The organism is Streptomyces diastaticus subsp. diastaticus (genome assembly GCF_011170125.1).
In the GTDB taxonomy this organism is placed as follows: domain Bacteria; phylum Actinomycetota; class Actinomycetes; order Streptomycetales; family Streptomycetaceae; genus Streptomyces; species Streptomyces diastaticus.
Genome location: NZ_BLLN01000002.1, coordinates 998,044 through 1,015,505 on the forward strand (window position 1 = coordinate 998,044; position 17,462 = coordinate 1,015,505).

A 17,462-nucleotide genomic window follows, 5' to 3' on the forward strand; every position below is an offset into this window, starting at 1 on the left:
GCGGTGTCCGGCCGGAACGATCCGCGGGGCGCTCCGCGTTGTGCTCACAGAGACGGGGGTGCCGATGATCCGGACCGGCGGAATCGACCAGGACGTCCACAGTGGCGGCCGCGAGGAGGAGCGCGAGGACCGCGTGACGGTGAGCGACAAGGGCCTGCCCGAGTGGCTGCGGCCGGTGGCGCACGTCGTCGACACGGTGCGCCCGCGCCAGCTGAGCAGCTATCTCCCGCCCGAGAGCGGAGCGGGCCGCCAGTCGGCGGTCCTGGTCCTCTTCGGCGAGGGCGCGCGGGGGCCCGAGCTCCTGCTCATAGAGCGCGCCGCCAAGCTCCGCTCCCACGCCGGTCAGCCCTCCTTCCCCGGCGGCTCCCTCGACCCGGAGGACGGCGACCCGCTGGCGGAGGGCCCGCTGCGGGCCGCCCTGCGGGAGGCCGAGGAGGAGACCGGTCTCGACCCGCTGGGCGTCCAGCCCTTCGGCGTCCTGCCGAAGCTGTACATCCCGGTCAGCGGCTTCGTGGTGACGCCGGTGGTCGCCTGGTGGCGCGAGCCCACCCCGGTCCGCGTCGTGGACCCCGGCGAGACGGCCCGCGTCTTCACCGTGCCGGTGGCCGACCTCACCGACCCGGCCAACCGTGCCACCGCCGTCCACCCGCTGGGCCACGCGGGCCCCGCCTTCCTCGTCGAGTCGGCGCTGGTCTGGGGTTTCACCGCCGGCGTGATCGACCGCATCCTGCACTACGCGGGCTGGGAGCAGCCCTGGGACCGTACGAAGCAGGTCACGCTCGACCGGCACGCATGACAAGGTGACGGGGTGTGCGGCCGCCGACGGCCCCTGACGGGGTCCGGCCGGCCGCGTGAAGTTGTGGCGCGGCCCCGGTCTCGGCCCGGCGTCCGCGGTGCCCGGGGCCGTCCGCCCCGGGTGCGCGGGACGCCGCCGTGGTGGCGGGCCGCGCACCCGGTGCCGCCGTGTGACCGAACCCACGGGACGTGACGGCGTGATCCGGTGCCGACCGGACAGCAGCTTCCAGGCAACGACCAGGTGCCCAGGCACGACTAATGGAGAGGGCAGATTCGGTGAACGTGCTGGACATCCTGCTGCTGATCGCCGCCGTGTGGTTCGCGGTGGTCGGATACCGCCAGGGATTCGTCATCGGCGTCCTGTCGGTGATCGGCTTCCTCGGCGGCGGACTGGCCGCCGTCATGCTGCTGCCCGTCCTCTGGGACGCCGTCACCGACGACGCCGAGGTCACCACGGTCGTCGCCGTCGTCGCGGTGGTCATCGTCATCGTCTGCGCCTCCGTCGGCCAGGCCCTCACCACCCATCTCGGCAACAAGCTCCGCCGCCACATCACCTGGACCCCGGCCCGCGCCCTGGACGCCACCGGCGGCGCCGTGGTCAACGTCGTCGCCATGCTCCTGGTCGCCTGGCTGATCGGCGGGCTCCTGGCCGGCACGACCCTGCCGACCGTCGGCAAGGAGGTGCGCGGCTCCAAGGTGCTCCAGGGCATCGACCGGGCCCTGCCCCAGCAGGCCAACAGCTGGTTCGCCGACTTCCGCTCCGTCCTCGCGCAGAACGGCTTCCCGCAGGTCTTCAGCCCGTTCGCCAACGAGCCGATCACCGAGGTCCAGCCGCCCGACTCCGGTCTGGCCGCCAGTCCCGTGGCGCAGAAGGCGAAGCGTTCCATCGTGAAGGTCGTCGGCACCGCGCAGAGTTGCGGCAAGGTCCTGGAGGGCACCGGCTTCGTCTTCGACGAGCGGCGCGTGATGACCAACGCCCACGTCGTCGGCGGCGTCGACGAGCCGACCGTCCAGATCGGCGGCGAGGGCCGCCGCTACGACGCCACGGTCGTCCTCTACGACTGGGAGAAGGACATCGCCGTCCTGGACGTCCCCGAGCTCCAGGCGCCCGCCCTCGACTTCGCCTCCCAGGACGCCGAGCGCGGCGACAGCGCCATCGTCGCCGGCTTCCCGGAGAACGGCGGCTACGACGTCCGCGCCGCCCGCGTCCGCGGCCGCATCACCGCCGACGGCCCCGACATCTACCGCCGCGGCACCGTCAGCCGCGACGTCTTCTCGCTCTACGCGACCGTCCGCCAGGGCAACTCCGGCGGCCCGCTCCTCACCCCGAAGGGCGAGGTCTACGGCGTCATCTTCGCCAAGTCCCTGGACGACCCCGACACGGGCTACGCCCTCACCGCCGACGAGGTCCGCGAGGACGTGCGCGAGGGCCGCCGGGCCGTTCAGCCGGTGTCCAGCGACGCCTGCGCCATGTAGCGCGGGCGGGGCCCGTGCGCCCATGAGCAAGCCCGCCCTGTGTCGGGGGCGGGCTCGGTGGGGCGCGGGTGTCGGGTCGGGGAAAGGGTGTGTGCGGGGCGAGCCGCGTGGGCAGGCGCCTCTTCGAGGCGGTCAGGCCACGGAAGCCGGCTCAGTCGCGGGTGTGCCGCAGCCGCGCCGAGACCCAGCGGGCGCGGCGGCGGAGGATGCGGGGAATGCCGATCTCCCGGGAATCGGGGTCGAGCCCCCGGTCCCGGAGGCCACCCCGGCGGCGCGTGCCCGGCGCGGCGGCCAGGCGGCGGTTGCGTGCTACGTCGTTGTAGTCGTGCGTCCAGCCCATACCCGGACGTGTGCCCGCCCCCCATGGTCGGTAATCGCGGCCGGGGCGCCCAATTGGCGTATGCGCGGGGCAAGTAGCGCCGGAGCGACCAGGTGTGCCGGGGAGCGTGCGTATGCCCGGCGCGCGCCCCGCGGGCGGAGTCGCGGCGGGGGGTCAGCGGTCCGGCTCGGGGTCCTTCAGCCAGCTGATCAGCTCGTGCGAGAAGAGCTCGGGGTCCTCCTCGTGCGGGAAGTGGCCGAGCCCCTCGAAGAGCCGCCAGCGGTAGGGCGCCTCCACGTACTCCCCGGAACCGGCGGCGCTGCGGGTGCGCATCACCGGGTCGAGCGCGCCGTGCAGGTGCAGTGTGGGGACGCGTACCGGCAGCTTCATGCGGCGGTTGAACTGGGCGCCGTCGGGCCGCGCCATCGACCGCACCATCCAGCGGTACGGCTCGATCGAGCAGTGCGCCGTGGACGGGATGCTGATCGCCTGCCGGTAGGTGTCGACCGCCTCGTCGTCCGGGAGCCTCGGCCCGGACCACTCGCGGATCAGCCGCCCGGCCAACGCCGCCCCGTCCGCCACCAGCTGACGCTCCGGGACCCACGGCCGCTGGAACCCCCAGATGTACGACCCGGCCCGGGTCTGCCGCATGTCCCTCAGCATCGCCGAGCGCCATCGGCGGGGGTGCGGCATCGAGGAGACCGCCAGCCGGCGCACCAGCTTGGGCCGCATCACGGCGGCGGTCCACGCCAGGTAGCCGCCGAGGTCGTGGCCGACCAGGGCGGCGTCCGGCTCACCGAGGGAGCGGATGACGCCGGTGACGTCGAGGGCGAGGTTGGCCGGGTCGTAGCCGCGCGGGGTGCGGTCGCTGCCGCCGACCCCGCGCAGGTCCATCGCGACGGCCCGGTACCCGGCGTCGGCGAGCGCCGTGAGCTGGTGCCGCCAGCTCCACCAGAACTGCGGGAAGCCGTGCAGCAGCAGGACGAGTGGCCCCTCACCGGCCTCGGCGATGTGGAAGCGCGCACCGTTGGCCGCGACGTCCCGGTGGGTCCAGGGTCCGTCGGGGCGGATGATCGTCGCGGGTTGGGCCGGATGGGTGGCGGGGTCCGTCATGGGGACGAGCGTGCCACAGCCGTGCCTCACGCACCGCCCCGGTCGGGGTGGGCGCCCTTCGCCTCGACGGCGGCGGCGGGGTAGGGGCGGCCCGAGACGTCGGGCAGCACGCCGACCGGCTCCGGGCGCGGGTGGGGCTTGGCGTTCTGGAGGACGGCGGCCGTCTGCTTGGCGGAGGCCACGGTCTTCTGCGGGCCCTTGCCCTTCTTGGCCTTCTTCATGAAGACGAACGCGATCATGCCGAGCAGCCCTGCGACCACGACGTTGACGGCGAAGGACAGCAGGAAGCAGATCGCCATGTTCAGGCCGGTCCAGGTACGGAAGCCGTAGGCGAGCGCGAAGCTCAGCATCGGCAGGGAGAAGATCAGTACCGTGAGGGCGGCGATGCCGACCGCGCTGCCGATCAGGCCCCGCTGCGCATCCTGCTTGAGCTGCTTCTTCGCCAGCGCGATCTCGTCGTGCACCAGCGCGGACAGCTCGGCGGTGGCCGAGGCCACCAGCTGGCCGAGGCTGCGGTCTGCGCCTACGGGTGCGCTCATCGCGATCTCCCTCTTCTCTCCCGGTGTCCCCACCGGCATCTCGTCCGACGTCCGCTCCGGCGTCTTCCGCTCCTGCCCGGCCGCACGGCGGTGGCTCCCGGGGGCCTGCCCCGCGCGTCCGGTTCTTGTGGTTACTGCTCCGTCAGATCATGCCGGACGGCGGCGCCCAGCGCTTCCTCACGGTGCGGACGACCGGCCCGCACACCACCGGCGTACGCCCGGTCCTCCGCCTCGGCGCATCCCCGTCAGGACGCGGAACATGCCTGCCCGGGCCGGGGAACCGGTGGCCGCGGCGGCCACCGGTGGCGGGCCGTCAGGTGCCGGGCGGCGGATTCGGCGTGTCGCCCGCCTCCAGGGCCTCGGCGCGGGCCCGGTGCTCGGCGGCGCGCTTCTCGTACCGGGCCGCCAGGCGGCGGTGGTGCGCGGGGTCGTCCTGCTCCTCTATGTCGGGGACCGCGTTCTCGTCCTCGTCGCGCTCCTCGGCCTCCCAGAGCGTGCGGTACTTGGCGTTCCGCATCCGCAGCAGCACGGTGGCGACGAGGGTGGCGGTGAGCGAGCCGACCAGGACGGACGCCTTGATCTCGTCGGCCAGGGCCGGGTCGTCGGCGAAGGCCAGCTCGCCGATGAGCAGGGAGACGGTGAAGCCGATCCCGGCCAGGGTGGCGACGGCGAAGATGTCCGGCCAGGCCAGGTCGTCGCTGAGCGAGGCCCGGGTGAAGCGGGCGGTCAGCCAGGTGCCGCCGAAGATGCCGAGCGCCTTGCCGACGACCAGGCCGAGCACGACGCCGAGCGTCTCCGGCCGGGTGAAGATGTCGGCCAGCGCCTCCCCGGAGACCGAGACGCCCGCCGCGAACAGGGCGAACAGGGGAACGGCGAAGCCCGCCGAGACCGGCCGCACCAGGTGTTCGACGTGCTCGCCGGGGGAGTGCTCCTCACCCTCGCGGGTGGTGCAGCGCAGCATCAGGCCCATCGCGACGCCGGCGATCGTGGCGTGGATGCCGCTGTTGTACATCAGCGCCCAGACGGTGACGGCGAGCGGCAGGTAGACGTACCAGCCGCGGACGCCGGTGCGCAGGAGGAACCAGAAGAGGGCCAGACCCGCCACGGCACCGCCGAGGGCGAGGAAGTCCAGGTCGCTGGTGAAGAAGACCGCGATGATCAGGATGGCGAAGAGGTCGTCGACCACGGCGAGGGTCAGCAGGAACGCCCGGAGCGCCGAGGGCAGCGAGGTGCCGAGGACGGCGAGCACCGCCAGGGCGAAGGCGATGTCGGTGGCGGTGGGGACCGCCCAGCCGGTGAGCGCGCCGCCGCCGGAGACGTTGACGAGGACGTACACCAGAGCCGGTGCCACCATGCCGCAGACGGCGGCGACCACCGGGAGCAGCGCGCGGCGCGGGTCGCGCAGCTCGCCCGCGACCAGCTCCCGCTTCAGCTCCACGCCCGCGACGAAGAAGAAGACGGCGAGCAGGCCGTCGGCCGCCCAGTGCCCGACCGACAGGTCGAGGCCGAGGGCGGCCGGGCCGAAGTGGAAGTCGCGGACCGCGGCGTAACTGCCGGCGGCGGTGTTGGCCCAGATCAGGGCGGCGACGGCGGCGACGAGCAGCAGCACCCCGCCGACCGTCTCGGTCCGCAGGGCGTCGGCGAGCCGCAGGCGTTCGCGCAGCGGGGGGCGCGGGAAAGCGGTGGGGGTGGAGCCGGGCATGGGGAGAGGCCCTTCGTCGGAGTCAGGGTACGGCTGCGGTGGCATCGTCGCGATGCCGTGCCGACCAGACTTCCCGGCGTCCCCTCTGCGGTTGTCCCAGCTCCCGGGGCGCGAGCCAGGGGGAGCCGTGCCGTCACCCTACCGGGTGAGCCGGGTGCACGCCGGGGCCCGGCCGCGCGCGGTGCGTGGCCGGGCCCCGGTGCCGTACGGGTGCGGTGGGCTCAGTCGTCGGACGAGGAGCTGGGGAGCTTCGTCTGGATGAGGTCCATCACGGAGGAGTCGGTGAGCGTGGTGACGTCGCCCAGCTCGCGGTTCTCCGCGACGTCGCGGAGCAGGCGGCGCATGATCTTGCCGGAGCGGGTCTTCGGCAGTTCGGCCACCGGCAGGACGCGCTTCGGCTTGGCGATGGGGCCGAGCGCGGAGCCGACGTGGTTGCGCAGCTCGGCGACCAGTTCCTCGTCCTCCGAGGCGGTGCCGCGCAGGATGACGAAGGCGACGATGGCCTGGCCGGTGGTCTCGTCGGCGGCGCCGACCACGGCCGCCTCGGCGACCTTGGGGTGCGAGACGAGCGCGGACTCGACCTCGGTGGTCGAGATGTTGTGGCCGGAGACGAGCATCACGTCGTCCACCCGGCCGAGCAGCCAGATGTCGCCGTCGTCGTCCTTCTTGGCGCCGTCCCCGGCGAAGTAGCGCTCGGGGAAACGCGACCAGTAGGTGTCGAGGAAGCGCTGGTCGTCGCGCCAGATGGTGCGGAGCATCGACGGCCACGGCTCGGTGAGGACCAGGTAGCCGCCTCCGCCGTCCGGCACCTCGTCGGCCTCGTCGTCCACCACGGTCGCGGCGATGCCGGGCAGCGGGACCTGCGCGGAGCCGGGCTTGGCCTCGGTCACGCCGGGCAGCGGCGCGATCATCATGGCGCCGGTCTCGGTCTGCCACCAGGTGTCGACGACCGGGCAGCGGTCGCCGCCGATGTTCTTGCGGTACCACATCCACGCCTCGGGGTTGATCGGCTCACCGACCGAGCCGAGCACCCGCAGGCTGGAGAGGTCGTACTTGGCGGGGATGTCGTCGCCCCACTTCATGAACGTCCGGATGGCGGTCGGCGCCGTGTACAGCAGTGTCACGCCGTACTTCTGGACGATCTCCCAGAACCGGCCCTGGTGCGGGGTGTCCGGGGTGCCCTCGTACATGACCTGGGTGGCGCCGTTGGCCAGCGGTCCGTAGGTGATGTACGAGTGGCCGGTGACCCAGCCGATGTCGGCCGTGCACCAGTAGACGTCGGTCTCCGGCTTGAGGTCGAAGACGGCGTGGTGGGTGTAGGCCGTCTGGGTCAGGTAGCCGCCGGAGGTGTGCAGGATGCCCTTGGGCTTCCCCGTCGTCCCCGAGGTGTAGAGGATGAAGAGGGGCTGCTCGGCGTCGAACGCCTCGGGGGTGTGCTCGGCCGGCTGACGGCCCGTGACCTCGTGCCACCACTGGTCGCGGCCCTCGGTCCAGGCGACGTCCTGCCCGGTGCGGCGCACCACCAGGACGTGCTCGACGGTGTCGAAGCGGGCCACCGCGTCGTCCACGGCCGGCTTCAGCGCGGAGGGCTTGCCCCGGCGGTAGCCGCCGTCGGAGGTGATGACGACCTTGGCGTCGGCGTCGGCGATCCGCGCGGCGATGGCGTCGGCCGAGAAGCCGCCGAAGACCACCGAGTGGGCGGCGCCGATCCGGGCGCAGGCCAGCATCGCGACGACGGCCTCGGGGATCATCGGCAGGTAGACCGCGACCCGGTCGCCCTGGCGGACGCCCAGCTCGGTCAGGGCGTTGGCCGCGCGGGAGACCTCGTCCTTCAGCTCCGCGTAGGTGATGGCCCGGCTGTCGCCCGGCTCACCCTCGAAGTGGATGGCGACGCGGTCGCCGTGGCCCGCCTCGACGTGCCGGTCCACGCAGTTGTACGCGACGTTCAGCTTGCCGTCGGCGAACCACTTGGCGAACGGCGGGTTCGACCAGTCCAGCGTCTCGGTCGGCTCGGTCTCCCAGGTCAGGCGGCGGGCCTGCTCGGCCCAGAAGCCGAGCCGGTCAGCCTTGGCCTGTTCGTACGCCTCCGCGGTGACGTTCGCGGCGGCCGCCAGCTCGGCGGGGGGCGCGAACCTCCTCTCCTCGCGAAGAAGGTTGGCCAGGCTTTCATTGCTCACGACATCTCCCTTTCCCAGGGTGTCCGTTGTGTCCCAGGCCACAGCTCATCATCCGCGGCCCCAGGTGACAAGGGGTGTCGGCGAATTGGTTTAGACCTGTGTGCGTGGTCGGCGTGCGGTACGTGGTGCGCTCCCCGCCCGCGCGGGGGGTACTCCCTGACACGGGCCCGGGAAGCGCCGGGTTCAACCGGGCCGGGTCCCCCACCTGGGCGGGTACGCCCGCCCGGCCCCGAGGACCGGCCCGCCGGACGGTGCCGGGCGCGTACCCGCCACCGGCGGCCGCCACTCCGCGCGCGCCCCGGGAGGTGGTCCGGAGGGTGGGCCGGGGCCGCCCGTTTCACCCGGGCGGCCCCGGCCCCACCGGCTCAGCGCGCCGCGTCCGCCACCCTTCCGGAGGTGTCCGGCGGTGCGGCGCCGGCGGCGGATGCGCCGGCCAGGGGCACGTCGGTGGCCGGCGCCGCGTCCGGGCCGCCCGGCGCGGGGGAGGCGACGACCCGGTCGAAGAGATCCAGCGAGGGGGAGAGCAGGTACGCCTGCGCCTCCCCGACGTGGAAGTACATGCCCTGGAGCTGGAGCCCGCCCTCGGCCAGGCGGCGGGCGACGGCCTCGTGCGCCCGCAGGTGCTCCAGCTGCTGGACGACGTTGGCCAGGCAGAGCCGTTCGGCGGCGTCGGCGGGGGGCCGGCCTTCGAGCATGGCCCACGTACCGCCCTCGGCGGCCATCCGGTCCAGGCTGGGCAGGCCGTGCCGCAGCCAGCGGCCGAGCGGCGTCACCGGTTCGCCCTCGGCCGGGGGAGCGTTGAGCAGCGCCTGCATCGCGCCGCAGCCGGAGTGGCCGCAGACGGTGATCGAGCCGACCTCCAGGACGTCGACGGCGTACTCGATGGCCGCCGCCACCGAGTCGTCACCGGCCTCGGTGCCCGGGACCGGCACCAGATTGCCCACGTTCCGGACGGTGAAGAGGTCGCCGGGGCCGCTGGCGGTGATCATGCTCGTGACCAGTCGCGAGTCGGAGCAGGTCAGGAAGAGGTGGGCGGGCCGCTGCCCCTCGCGGGCGAGCCTCGCCAGTTCTTCCCGCACATGGGGCGCGGTGTCCCGCTGGAAGGCGCCGAGGCCGTCGGCCAGTTCGCGGACGCGGACCGGCTCCGGGCGGTGTCCGGGCAGGACGGAGGCGGCGGGCTCCCCGCAACGGTGGTCGCGCCACGGGGCCCATGGGCGGCAGCAGGAGTGGGTGGGGGAGGCGGGCGCGGCGACCGGGGTCCCCGCGCGGCCGGTCACCTCGGCCTCGCCGCCCCGCGCGGTGTGGGTGGCCTGCCAGTCCTGGAGCGCCTCGTGGGCGGCGTGGTCCAGGAACGAGCCGTCGAGTTCCACCACGGCCCGGCTGCCGCGCGGCACCTGGTGCAGGGCGCGGGTGAGCCGGGGCACCGCGAGGAAGGTCAACTGGCCGCGCACCCGGACGTGGTGGACGCCGTCCGCCTCCCGGTGCGTGATGCGGGTGCGGGTCAGCCGGTGCAGGGCGACGGCGACGGCGACGGCGATGCCGAGGGCGACGCCCTCCAGCACGCCGAGGAGGACCACACCGAGCGTCGTCACGAGGTAGACGGCGGTCTCGCGGTGCCGGGTCACGGTCCGGATGTGGTTCAGGCTCACCATGCGCACGCCGACCGCCGCCACCAGGGAGGCGAGTGCCGCCAGCGGGATCAGGTCCAGCACGGGGACGAGCAGCAGGGCGGCGACGATCACCCAGAGGCCGTGCAGCATGGTGGAGGCGCGGCTGACCGCCCCGGCGGCGACATTGGCCGAACTGCGGACGGCGACGCCGGAGACGGGCAGGCCGCCCAGGGCGCCGGAGACGATGTTGGCCGTGCCCTGCCCCACCAGTTCGCGGTCCAGGTCGGAGCGGGGGACGGGGGTGTCGTCGTCCCGGGCGCTGATCAGCTTGTCCACGGCGACCGCGCCGAGCAGCGACTGCACGCTGGTCACCAGGGTGACGGCGACCACGGCGGTGACCAGCCCGGTCACCGGCCCGGTCGGGAACCCGGCCAGGGCGTGGCTGCTCCACGACGGCAGGTCGACCCGGGGCAGCCGCACACCCGCGAGCTGCGCGGCGGCGGTGGCCCCGGCGACCGCGACCAGCGGGGCGGGGAGAAGACCGGCGAGCCGCGCGCCCCGGCCGGGCAGCCGCGGCCAGACCAGCAGCAGGCCCAGGGTGAGCGCGCTGACCAGGACGGCTTCGGGCCGCACCGAGGCCAGCTGGGCCGGCAGGGCGAGGAGGTTGTCGACGACCGAGCTGGCGGGGGTGCCCCCGAGCACGATGTGCGCCTGGGCGACGGCGATGGTGATGCCGATACCGGCCAGCATGCCGTGGACGATGGCGGGGCTGACGGCGAGCGCGGAGCGGGCGACCCGCAGTGCGGCGAGGCCGATCTGGGCGAACCCGGCGAGCACGGTGATGGCGCAGGTGGTCCGCCAGCCGTACTGGACGATGAGGTCGGCGGTGACCACGGTGAGCCCGGCGGCGGGCCCGCTGACCTGGAGCGGGGAGCCGCCGATCCGACCGGCGACCAGCCCGCCGCAGGCGGCGGCGACCAGCCCGGCCTGGAGCGGGGCGCCGGTGGCCAGCGCGATGCCGAGCGAGAGCGGCAGGGAGATCAGGAAGACCGCGAGGGAGGCGGAGAGATCGGCGCCGCTGACGCGGAACCGGGCGCCGCCCGGCGGCCCGTGCGGCTCCTGCTCCCGGGACGGCGGCGACAGATCCGCCGTGTCGTGGGGGTTGATGGTGGCGGGGGAGGCGGCCATGGACCGTCCTTTCGTAGTGGTTCCCTCACGAGGCGCCGGCGTCGGCACCGAGCACGCGTCGTGCGGGCGTGCGGGGCGTAGTGGTCCGCCGCGGGGTGAGGTCGAGGAGGGCGCGGAGGGTGCCCGCGCCCGGGGGTGGCTTCGCGCAGCCCGGTGGGGCGCGGTGCCCTCGGGGAGGGCCGCGTGCTCGGGCACGGGTGCGGTGCGGCGCGACCGGGTTCTTGTCGGCCGGCGCGCGGGGTGTGGCCGGGCCGTCGGCGCGTGGCTCCGGGTGCGGTGGCGGGTGCGGCGGCGCGTGCGGCGGGGCTCCGCCGCCCGTGAGGCGTGGGGCCTCGCGTGCGGCGGGGGCCGGGACCCTCGGTGCCGGTCTCCGTGCCGGGCACCCGGGGGCCGGTGCCGGGCACCCGGGGGAGCGAGCAGGCTGCGGAACGGGGCCGAGCCCTCCGGCGGCCGTGCGGCCGGGGCCGGGCTCTGTGGCCGGGACCGTGCCGTGGGGCTTGGCGGCGCCGCGGGGCGGGGCCGGGCCCGGTGGCGGGCGGCGGGCCGGCGGGGGCGCGGGTCCCCTGGCGTACCGGTCCTGGTCACTCATCTGTCGCTGGCACCGTCCGTGCTCCTGTCATCGACTCCTGCCGTGGTGCTTGCGTCCTGCCGTGGTGCCTGCGTGCTGCCGTGCGTGGGCGGCGGCGTGGCTCGGCGGTGGGGGAGCCGTCGTGGCCGGCCCCGCTGTCGCTCCGTCCGGGCCATCGCCTCGTTCCTCCACACCCGCCCGCCCGCCCGCCGTGCCCCGCCGGCGCCGGGTTCCGCCCTCGCCGGACGGCGCCTGCCGAGAGCGGGACACGGGTGCCCGGGTCGGCGGCCCCCGGGCCGCTCGTGCGCCCCTCCCCCATGCCCTGCGGTGGTGCCGGGTACGGACTGCCGACCCGGTGCTGAGGCGCCCGTTCTTCGACGGGAGCCGGAGCCGGCCTCGGTGCCCCCTGGTGCCGCCGCCGGGCGACCCGGCCGGAGGGAGAACCCCTGTGACGGCCCCCGCCCACCTCGCGGCCCCACCCGGGCGCGAGGTGGGCGGTGCCGAGCAGCGGACCACCGAGGACCGCTCCGCCTCCGGCCGCCGGACCGTGACCCGAGCTCCCGGCCGGGAGCGGGCCGACGCCGGACGGGGCAGGGGTGACGGAGGCGGGGCAGCCGTACCGGGGACGGTGTCGCGGTGCGGGCGACGACGCCGGGACCCGCCCCCACTTCCAACTCTGGGTAAACGGACCGTAATGCAGAGTAAAGGGAGAGGTGGGGCGAGAGGCGTGAATGGGTCAGCTGTTCACTCGCGCGAGCGAATAGTGGGCTTATATGCGGCCTTGTCATGGCTGGGCCGGAACCCGCCCGTGCGACCTTGACGGCGCATGCGGCTGGGCCTGGAGGTCCCGGCGGCCCCGGGGGCGGCGCCCTCGGCGGCGCGACCGGACGAGCGCGGGCGAGCCGGAGACCCCCGACCCAAGGAAGAGGTGTGCCGAGATGGCCGCCACCAGGAGGATCACCGTCGGCGTCGTCACCGCAGCGGTCTGCGCCGCGGGCCTGGCGGGCTGCGGTACGGAGCGCGGCACCGGCGCCGGGCAGGAGCCCGGCAGCAAGGCGACCCCCGCCCCGGCCCCCGACAACGCCGTACGCCTCATCGGCGACGGCTCCACCGCCCACACCGGCGTCCAGCCGCACCAGCCGCGCCCCCAGCGGCTCAAGCCCGGCCAGAAGCCGCCGCAGTTCGTCGTCTTCTCCTGGGACGGCGCCGGCGAGGACAGCCAGAAGCTGTTCTCGCACTTCCGCGAGGTCGGCAAGGCCAACAACGCGACCATGACCTACTTCCTCAGCGGCGTGTACCTGCTGCCGGAGGAGCTGAAGGACAAGTACCAGGCGCCGCAGCACGGCCCGGGCCGCTCCGACATCGGCTTCAACGACACCGAGGGCATCGCCGACACCGTCCGCGAGGTCCGTGGCGCGTGGCTGGACGGCAACGAGATCGGCACCCACTTCAACGGACACTTCTGCGGCCCCGAGGGCGGCGTCGGCACCTGGTCCGTGGCCGAGTGGAAGAGCGAGATCGCCCAGGCCAAGAGCTTCGTCAAGACCTGGAAGTCGCACAGCGGCCTCAAGGACGCCGAACCGCTCCCCTTCGACTACGACAAGGAGCTGATCGGCGCCCGCACCCCCTGCCTGGAGGGCCAGGAGAACTTCGTCAGCGCCGCCGCCGACCTCGGCTTCCGCTACGACTCCAGCGGCATCGGCAACCAGGTCTGGCCCGGCAGGAAGAAGGGGCTCTGGGACATCCCCCTCCAGCTCGTTCCGCTGCCCGGGCGCGAGTTCGAGACGCTCTCCATGGACTACAACTTCATGGTCAACCAGTCCGGGACCACCACCCAGGGCGACCCGGCCATGCACGAGGCCTGGGGTGACCAGCTCCGCGACGGCCTCATCCAGGCGTACGACCGGGCCCACCGGGGCAACCGCGCGCCGCTGATCATCGGCAACCACTTCGAGTCCTGGAACGGCGGCACCTACATGCGCGCCATCGAGGAGACGATCGAGCACGTCTGCAACAAGCCCGAGACCCGCTGCGTGTCGTTCCGCCAGCTCGTCGAGTGGCTGGACGCCCAGGACCCGAAGGTCCTCGCCCAGCTCCGCGACCTGAAGGTCGGCAAGGCCCCCGAGGGGGGATGGGAGAAGTTCCCGGCGAAGACCCCGGCCGGGTCCGCCGAGTCCGGTGGTTCGGGCAAGGAGCGGGCCGAGGGCGCGTAGCCGGGCCGGTGCCCGAGGGCACACCGGCGGTCCCCGGCCGTCGCGTACGGCCGGGGACCGCCGGGCGTGCGCGACCGGGCCGCGCGCCGGTCAGCCCGGCAGGGCGAGGAGGGCGTTCTCGTCGAGGGTGAACTCCGGGTCGATCTGCGCGGCGAGGTCGGCCCCGGTCCGCTCGTTCCCCCAGCTCTCGGCGTTCTTCCGGTGGAAGTGGACCATCTGCCGGGTGTAGCGCTCCCAGTCGCGCCGGCCGTACGCCGCGTCCGCGGTGGCCAGCAGGGTCTCCAGCGCGGCCCGGTTCTCCGCCTCCAGCGCGCCGAAGTGCGGCGGACGCCCCTTCTCCATCGCGCGGACCCACTCCGAGTGGCCCACCGTCACCAGCAGGTCCTCGCCCACCTCGTCGCGGAGGAACTCCAGGTCGTCGCGGCCCTGCACCTTGTTGCCGACCACGCGCAGGGCGACGCCGTAGTCCCGGGCGTACTCGCGGTACTGGCGGTAGACCGACACGCCCTTGCGGGTCGGCTCCGCGACCAGGAACGTCATGTCGAAGCGGGTGAACATGCCCGAGGCGAACGAGTCCGACCCCGCCGTCATGTCCACCACGACGTACTCGCCGGCACCGTCGACCAGGTGGTTGAGGCAGAGCTCCACCGCGCCGACCTTGGAGTGGTAGCAGGCCACCCCGAGGTCCGACTCGGTGAACGGCCCGGTCGCCATCAGCCGCACCTCGCCGCCGTCCAGGCGCACCGGCCGGGCGCAGGCCGCGTAGACCGGGTTCTCCTCGTCCACCCGCAGCAGGCGGGAGCCGCGGCCGGGCGGGGTGGTCTTGATCATGGTGTCCGCGGAGGCGATGCGGGGGTTGTCGCCGCGCAGGTACTCCTTGATGAGCGGCAGATGGCCGCCCATCGGGGGCAGCGCGGCGGCCTCCGCGTCGGTCAGGCCGAGGGCGGGACCGAGGTGCTGGTTGATGTCGGCGTCCACGGCGACGACGGGCGCGCGGGTGGTGGCCAGGTGGCGGATGAACAGGGAGGACAGCGTGGTCTTGCCGCTGCCGCCCTTCCCGACGAAAGCGATCTTCATGTTCACGTAGCGTAGTGCGCCGGGTGCGGTGCGTGGCGAACCGGCGTGAAGAAGACCACTCCATCGTGGGGCGGCGACGAGCGTTGCGTACTGTCGTACCCATGAGTACGTCAGGTGCGTCCGCAGGCCCCTCGCCCGCCGGAGGACCGGCCGATCCCCTGGTCGCCCTCGGCGAGCTGCCCGGGGTGCCCGAAGCCGTGGAATCCGTGCGCAAGTCCGTCGACCGCGTCTACGGTCACCGCGTCATGCGGCGCCGCAGCACGGAGATCACCTCCGAGGCGGCGCTGCGCGGAGCCCGTGCCTCCGCCGCTCTCGCGGGCGCCGACTGGGCTCTGGAGGAGCTGCGCCGCCGCAGCGACTTCAGCCTCGGCGAGGACCGGACGGTCGGCGCGGCGCTGCGGCTGACCGCCGAGGCGGGCCAGCTCCTGTCCATCTGGCGCCAGTCGCCGCTGCGTGTCCTCGCCCGCCTCCACCTCGTCGCCGCCGCCGACAGCGATGAGGCCGTCGGCCGCCCGCGCAAGGCGGGCGAGCGCGCCGACGAGCCGCTGATCGAGCTGGTCGAGCCCGACGCGGACGAGGTCGCCGGACGTCTCGACGGGCTCAGTTCGCTGCTTCTCGCCGGCTCCGCGGCCCCCGCACTGGTCACCGCCGCCGTCGTGCACGGTGAACTGCTTGCGCTGCGCCCCTTCACCTCGCACAACGGCCTGATCGCGCGCGCCGCCGAACGTATCGTGCTGGTCGGCAGCGGCCTCGACCCGAAGTCGATCTGCCCCGCCGAGGTCGGCCACGCGGAACTGGGCCGGGCCGCCTACGTCGCCGCCCTCGACGGCTACGTCTCCGGCACGCCGGAGGGGATGGCCGCCTGGATCACCCACTGCGGCAAGGCCCTCGAACTGGGCGCCCGCGAGTCCACCGCCGTCTGCGAGGCGCTCCAGCGCGGCGCCGCCTGAACGGCCCACGGGCGGCACGCGCGGCGGACGAAGAAGCAGCGGTACGCGTACGCGTACCGCTGCTCCGCAGGGCCGTCGGGTTACCAAGCGTCCCTCGCTGATGGCCGCCCGGCCGGAGTCTTCGCCCGGTGCCCGGAACGGCTCACCCGATTCGTCGGGTCATGCGTGGCGTGGGTACTCGGCGGTCCTGTGCGGTCCGTGGGGCCTTACTGCGTGAAAGGTCATCCTCTCGGATGTCCCTGGTCTCGCGGGCCGTGATTCCTTTGTACTCCTTCCACCGCCGAAGCGGAAGCGGAGCGGCCGCTCCCTTCCGGCGGCCGCCCTCGCCCGTGCCTCAGGCGGCGGCCGGACCCCGCCGCGAGCGGGCGGTCAGCCAGACGATCCCGGCCGTGACGGCTGCCGCGCCCACCGCCGCCGCGGCGACCAGGGCCGGCCGCGGGGCGCGGGAGAGGGAGGGGAGGCGCTGCTTGAGGCGGACCGGCCGGTGGAAGTCGAGAACCGGCCACTCCCGGGACACCGCCTCCTTGCGGAGCGCCCGGTCGGGATTGACCGCGTGCGGGTGGCCGACCGCCTCCAGCATGGGCAGGTCGGTGGCCGAGTCGCTGTACGCGTAGCAGCGCGCCAGGTCGTACCCCTCGCTCTCGGCCAGCTCGCGCACCGCCTCGGCCTTGGTCGGGCCGTAGGCGTAGTACGCGATGTCGCCGGTGTAGCAGCCGTCCTCACCCACCACCATGCGGGTGGCCACCACGCGGTCGGCGCCGAGGAGTTCGCCGATGGGCTCGACCACCTCGGCGCCCGAGGTGGAGACGATCACCACGTCCCGTCCGGCGGCGTGGTGCTCCTCGATCAGGGAGGCGGCCTCGTCGTAGATGATCGGGTCGATCAGATCGTGCAGCGTCTCCGCGACGATCTCCTTCACCTGCCGCACATTCCAGCCACGGCAGAGCGCCGACAGGTAGGCGCGCATGCGCTCCATCTGATCGTGGTCGGCGCCGCCCGCGAGGAAGACGAACTGTGTGTACGCGGTGCGCAGTACGGCGCGGCGGTTGATGAGGCCGCCTTGGTAGAAGGACTTGCTGAAGGTGAGTGTGCTCGACTTCGCAATGACCGTCTTGTCCAGGTCGAAGAAGGCTGCGGTGCGGGGCAGGGAGCGGTTTTCCACGGGGTCGAGCATAGGCGCCCACCATTCGGCGTAAGGTGTGGCGCGTGGGTTTGCCTGAGAAGGCCGTCGGGTACACCATGGACGTCACGGATCGTTCGCGACCGTGCTACCCCGGTCCGGCTCCTCCCCCCCCGAGTCGGCCGTGGGGACGACCCCCGCTCTCCCCCCCGGCGGGGGTCGTCGCATGTCCGGGCGCGTCTGACGGGCCCGGACCCACCGAAGGCGTCTTGCGCGAGCCGCGCGAGGCGCCTTCGGCATATGCCCGTCCTGTCTGGCGTTCGATTACGCACCGTCAGGGCGCCGGCGTGCGGACGACATGCTCGGGTTCGTCACTCTTGTCTCCTCCCGTCCCGCCTCTACCGGCGAGGGTGCGCGGTTGAGGAGTTCTTCCGCCATGTTCATGGAGATCGGGATGCCGCTCTTCGGCAGTTCTCCGGGAGTTCCCGGCGGGCGGTTCTCGTCCGGGTGACGGAGTTATTCACAACCTCCGAGTAGTCCACGGTTTTCGACCAAGATCCACATCATTTCCCAGGCTTCTGCAAGGTGAATGCCGTGACCGGAGTTCGGACGCGA

At 73.7% G+C, this 17,462-nt stretch carries 12 protein-coding genes; 4 read left to right on the plus strand and 8 right to left on the minus strand.

Annotation, left to right across the window (positions count from 1 at the left end):
• The first annotated feature begins 64 nt into the window (after positions 1-64).
• Positions 65-796 carry an NUDIX hydrolase gene (locus Sdia_RS06175; RefSeq protein ID WP_100455496.1) on the plus strand — a complete coding sequence of 244 codons (732 nt, stop codon included), beginning with the start codon at positions 65-67 and terminating at the stop codon, positions 794-796.
• A gap of 275 nt (positions 797-1,071) precedes the next feature.
• On the plus strand, positions 1,072-2,271 hold the full coding sequence (locus Sdia_RS06180) for a MarP family serine protease (protein ID WP_100455347.1): 1,200 nt from the start codon (positions 1,072-1,074) through the stop codon (positions 2,269-2,271).
• A 151-nt stretch (positions 2,272-2,422) separates the two neighbouring features.
• Here Sdia_RS06180 and Sdia_RS06185 read toward each other — a convergent pair whose 3' ends face one another.
• The 6 genes from Sdia_RS06185 to Sdia_RS06210 form a co-directional block, all read right to left on the minus strand.
• Positions 2,423-2,611, minus strand: coding sequence for a hypothetical protein (locus Sdia_RS06185; RefSeq protein WP_100455348.1), 189 nt, complete (start codon positions 2,609-2,611; stop codon positions 2,423-2,425).
• Between the two features lie 153 nt (positions 2,612-2,764).
• Positions 2,765-3,703: an alpha/beta fold hydrolase gene (locus Sdia_RS06190; RefSeq protein ID WP_100455349.1), complete on the minus strand. Its 939-nt coding sequence runs from the start codon at positions 3,701-3,703 to the stop codon at positions 2,765-2,767.
• 26 nt (positions 3,704-3,729) lie between these two features.
• Positions 3,730-4,242, minus strand: coding sequence for a phage holin family protein (locus tag Sdia_RS06195; protein ID WP_100455350.1), 513 nt, complete (start codon positions 4,240-4,242; stop codon positions 3,730-3,732).
• 313 nt (positions 4,243-4,555) lie between these two features.
• Positions 4,556-5,944 carry a Na+/H+ antiporter NhaA gene (gene nhaA / locus Sdia_RS06200; protein ID WP_100455351.1) on the minus strand — a complete coding sequence of 463 codons (1,389 nt, stop codon included), beginning with the start codon at positions 5,942-5,944 and terminating at the stop codon, positions 4,556-4,558.
• Between the two features lie 221 nt (positions 5,945-6,165).
• Positions 6,166-8,163: an acetate--CoA ligase gene (gene acs, locus Sdia_RS06205; protein WP_100455352.1), complete on the minus strand. Its 1,998-nt coding sequence runs from the start codon at positions 8,161-8,163 to the stop codon at positions 6,166-6,168.
• 323 nt (positions 8,164-8,486) lie between these two features.
• Positions 8,487-10,919 (minus strand): SulP family inorganic anion transporter, encoded by a 2,433-nt coding sequence (locus Sdia_RS06210; protein ID WP_189500454.1) that lies wholly within the window; start codon positions 10,917-10,919, stop codon positions 8,487-8,489.
• A 1,506-nt stretch (positions 10,920-12,425) separates the two neighbouring features.
• Here Sdia_RS06210 and Sdia_RS06215 point away from each other — a divergent pair.
• Positions 12,426-13,700, plus strand: coding sequence for a polysaccharide deacetylase family protein (locus tag Sdia_RS06215; protein WP_100455354.1), 1,275 nt, complete (start codon positions 12,426-12,428; stop codon positions 13,698-13,700).
• 90 nt (positions 13,701-13,790) lie between these two features.
• Here Sdia_RS06215 and Sdia_RS06220 read toward each other — a convergent pair whose 3' ends face one another.
• A complete protein-coding gene (locus Sdia_RS06220; RefSeq protein WP_189500453.1) occupies positions 13,791-14,777 on the minus strand; it encodes an ATP-binding protein in 987 nt (328 codons plus the stop codon).
• Between the two features lie 101 nt (positions 14,778-14,878).
• On the opposite strand from Sdia_RS06220, the gene Sdia_RS06225 reads away from it, so the two are divergent.
• A complete protein-coding gene (locus Sdia_RS06225; protein WP_100455356.1) occupies positions 14,879-15,727 on the plus strand; it encodes a Fic family protein in 849 nt (282 codons plus the stop codon).
• 334 nt (positions 15,728-16,061) lie between these two features.
• Here the strand turns inward: Sdia_RS06225 and Sdia_RS06230 are convergent, their stop codons facing one another.
• Positions 16,062-16,901 carry an HAD family hydrolase gene (locus Sdia_RS06230; RefSeq protein WP_100455357.1) on the minus strand — a complete coding sequence of 280 codons (840 nt, stop codon included), beginning with the start codon at positions 16,899-16,901 and terminating at the stop codon, positions 16,062-16,064.
• Positions 16,902-17,462: the final 561 nt, after the last annotated feature.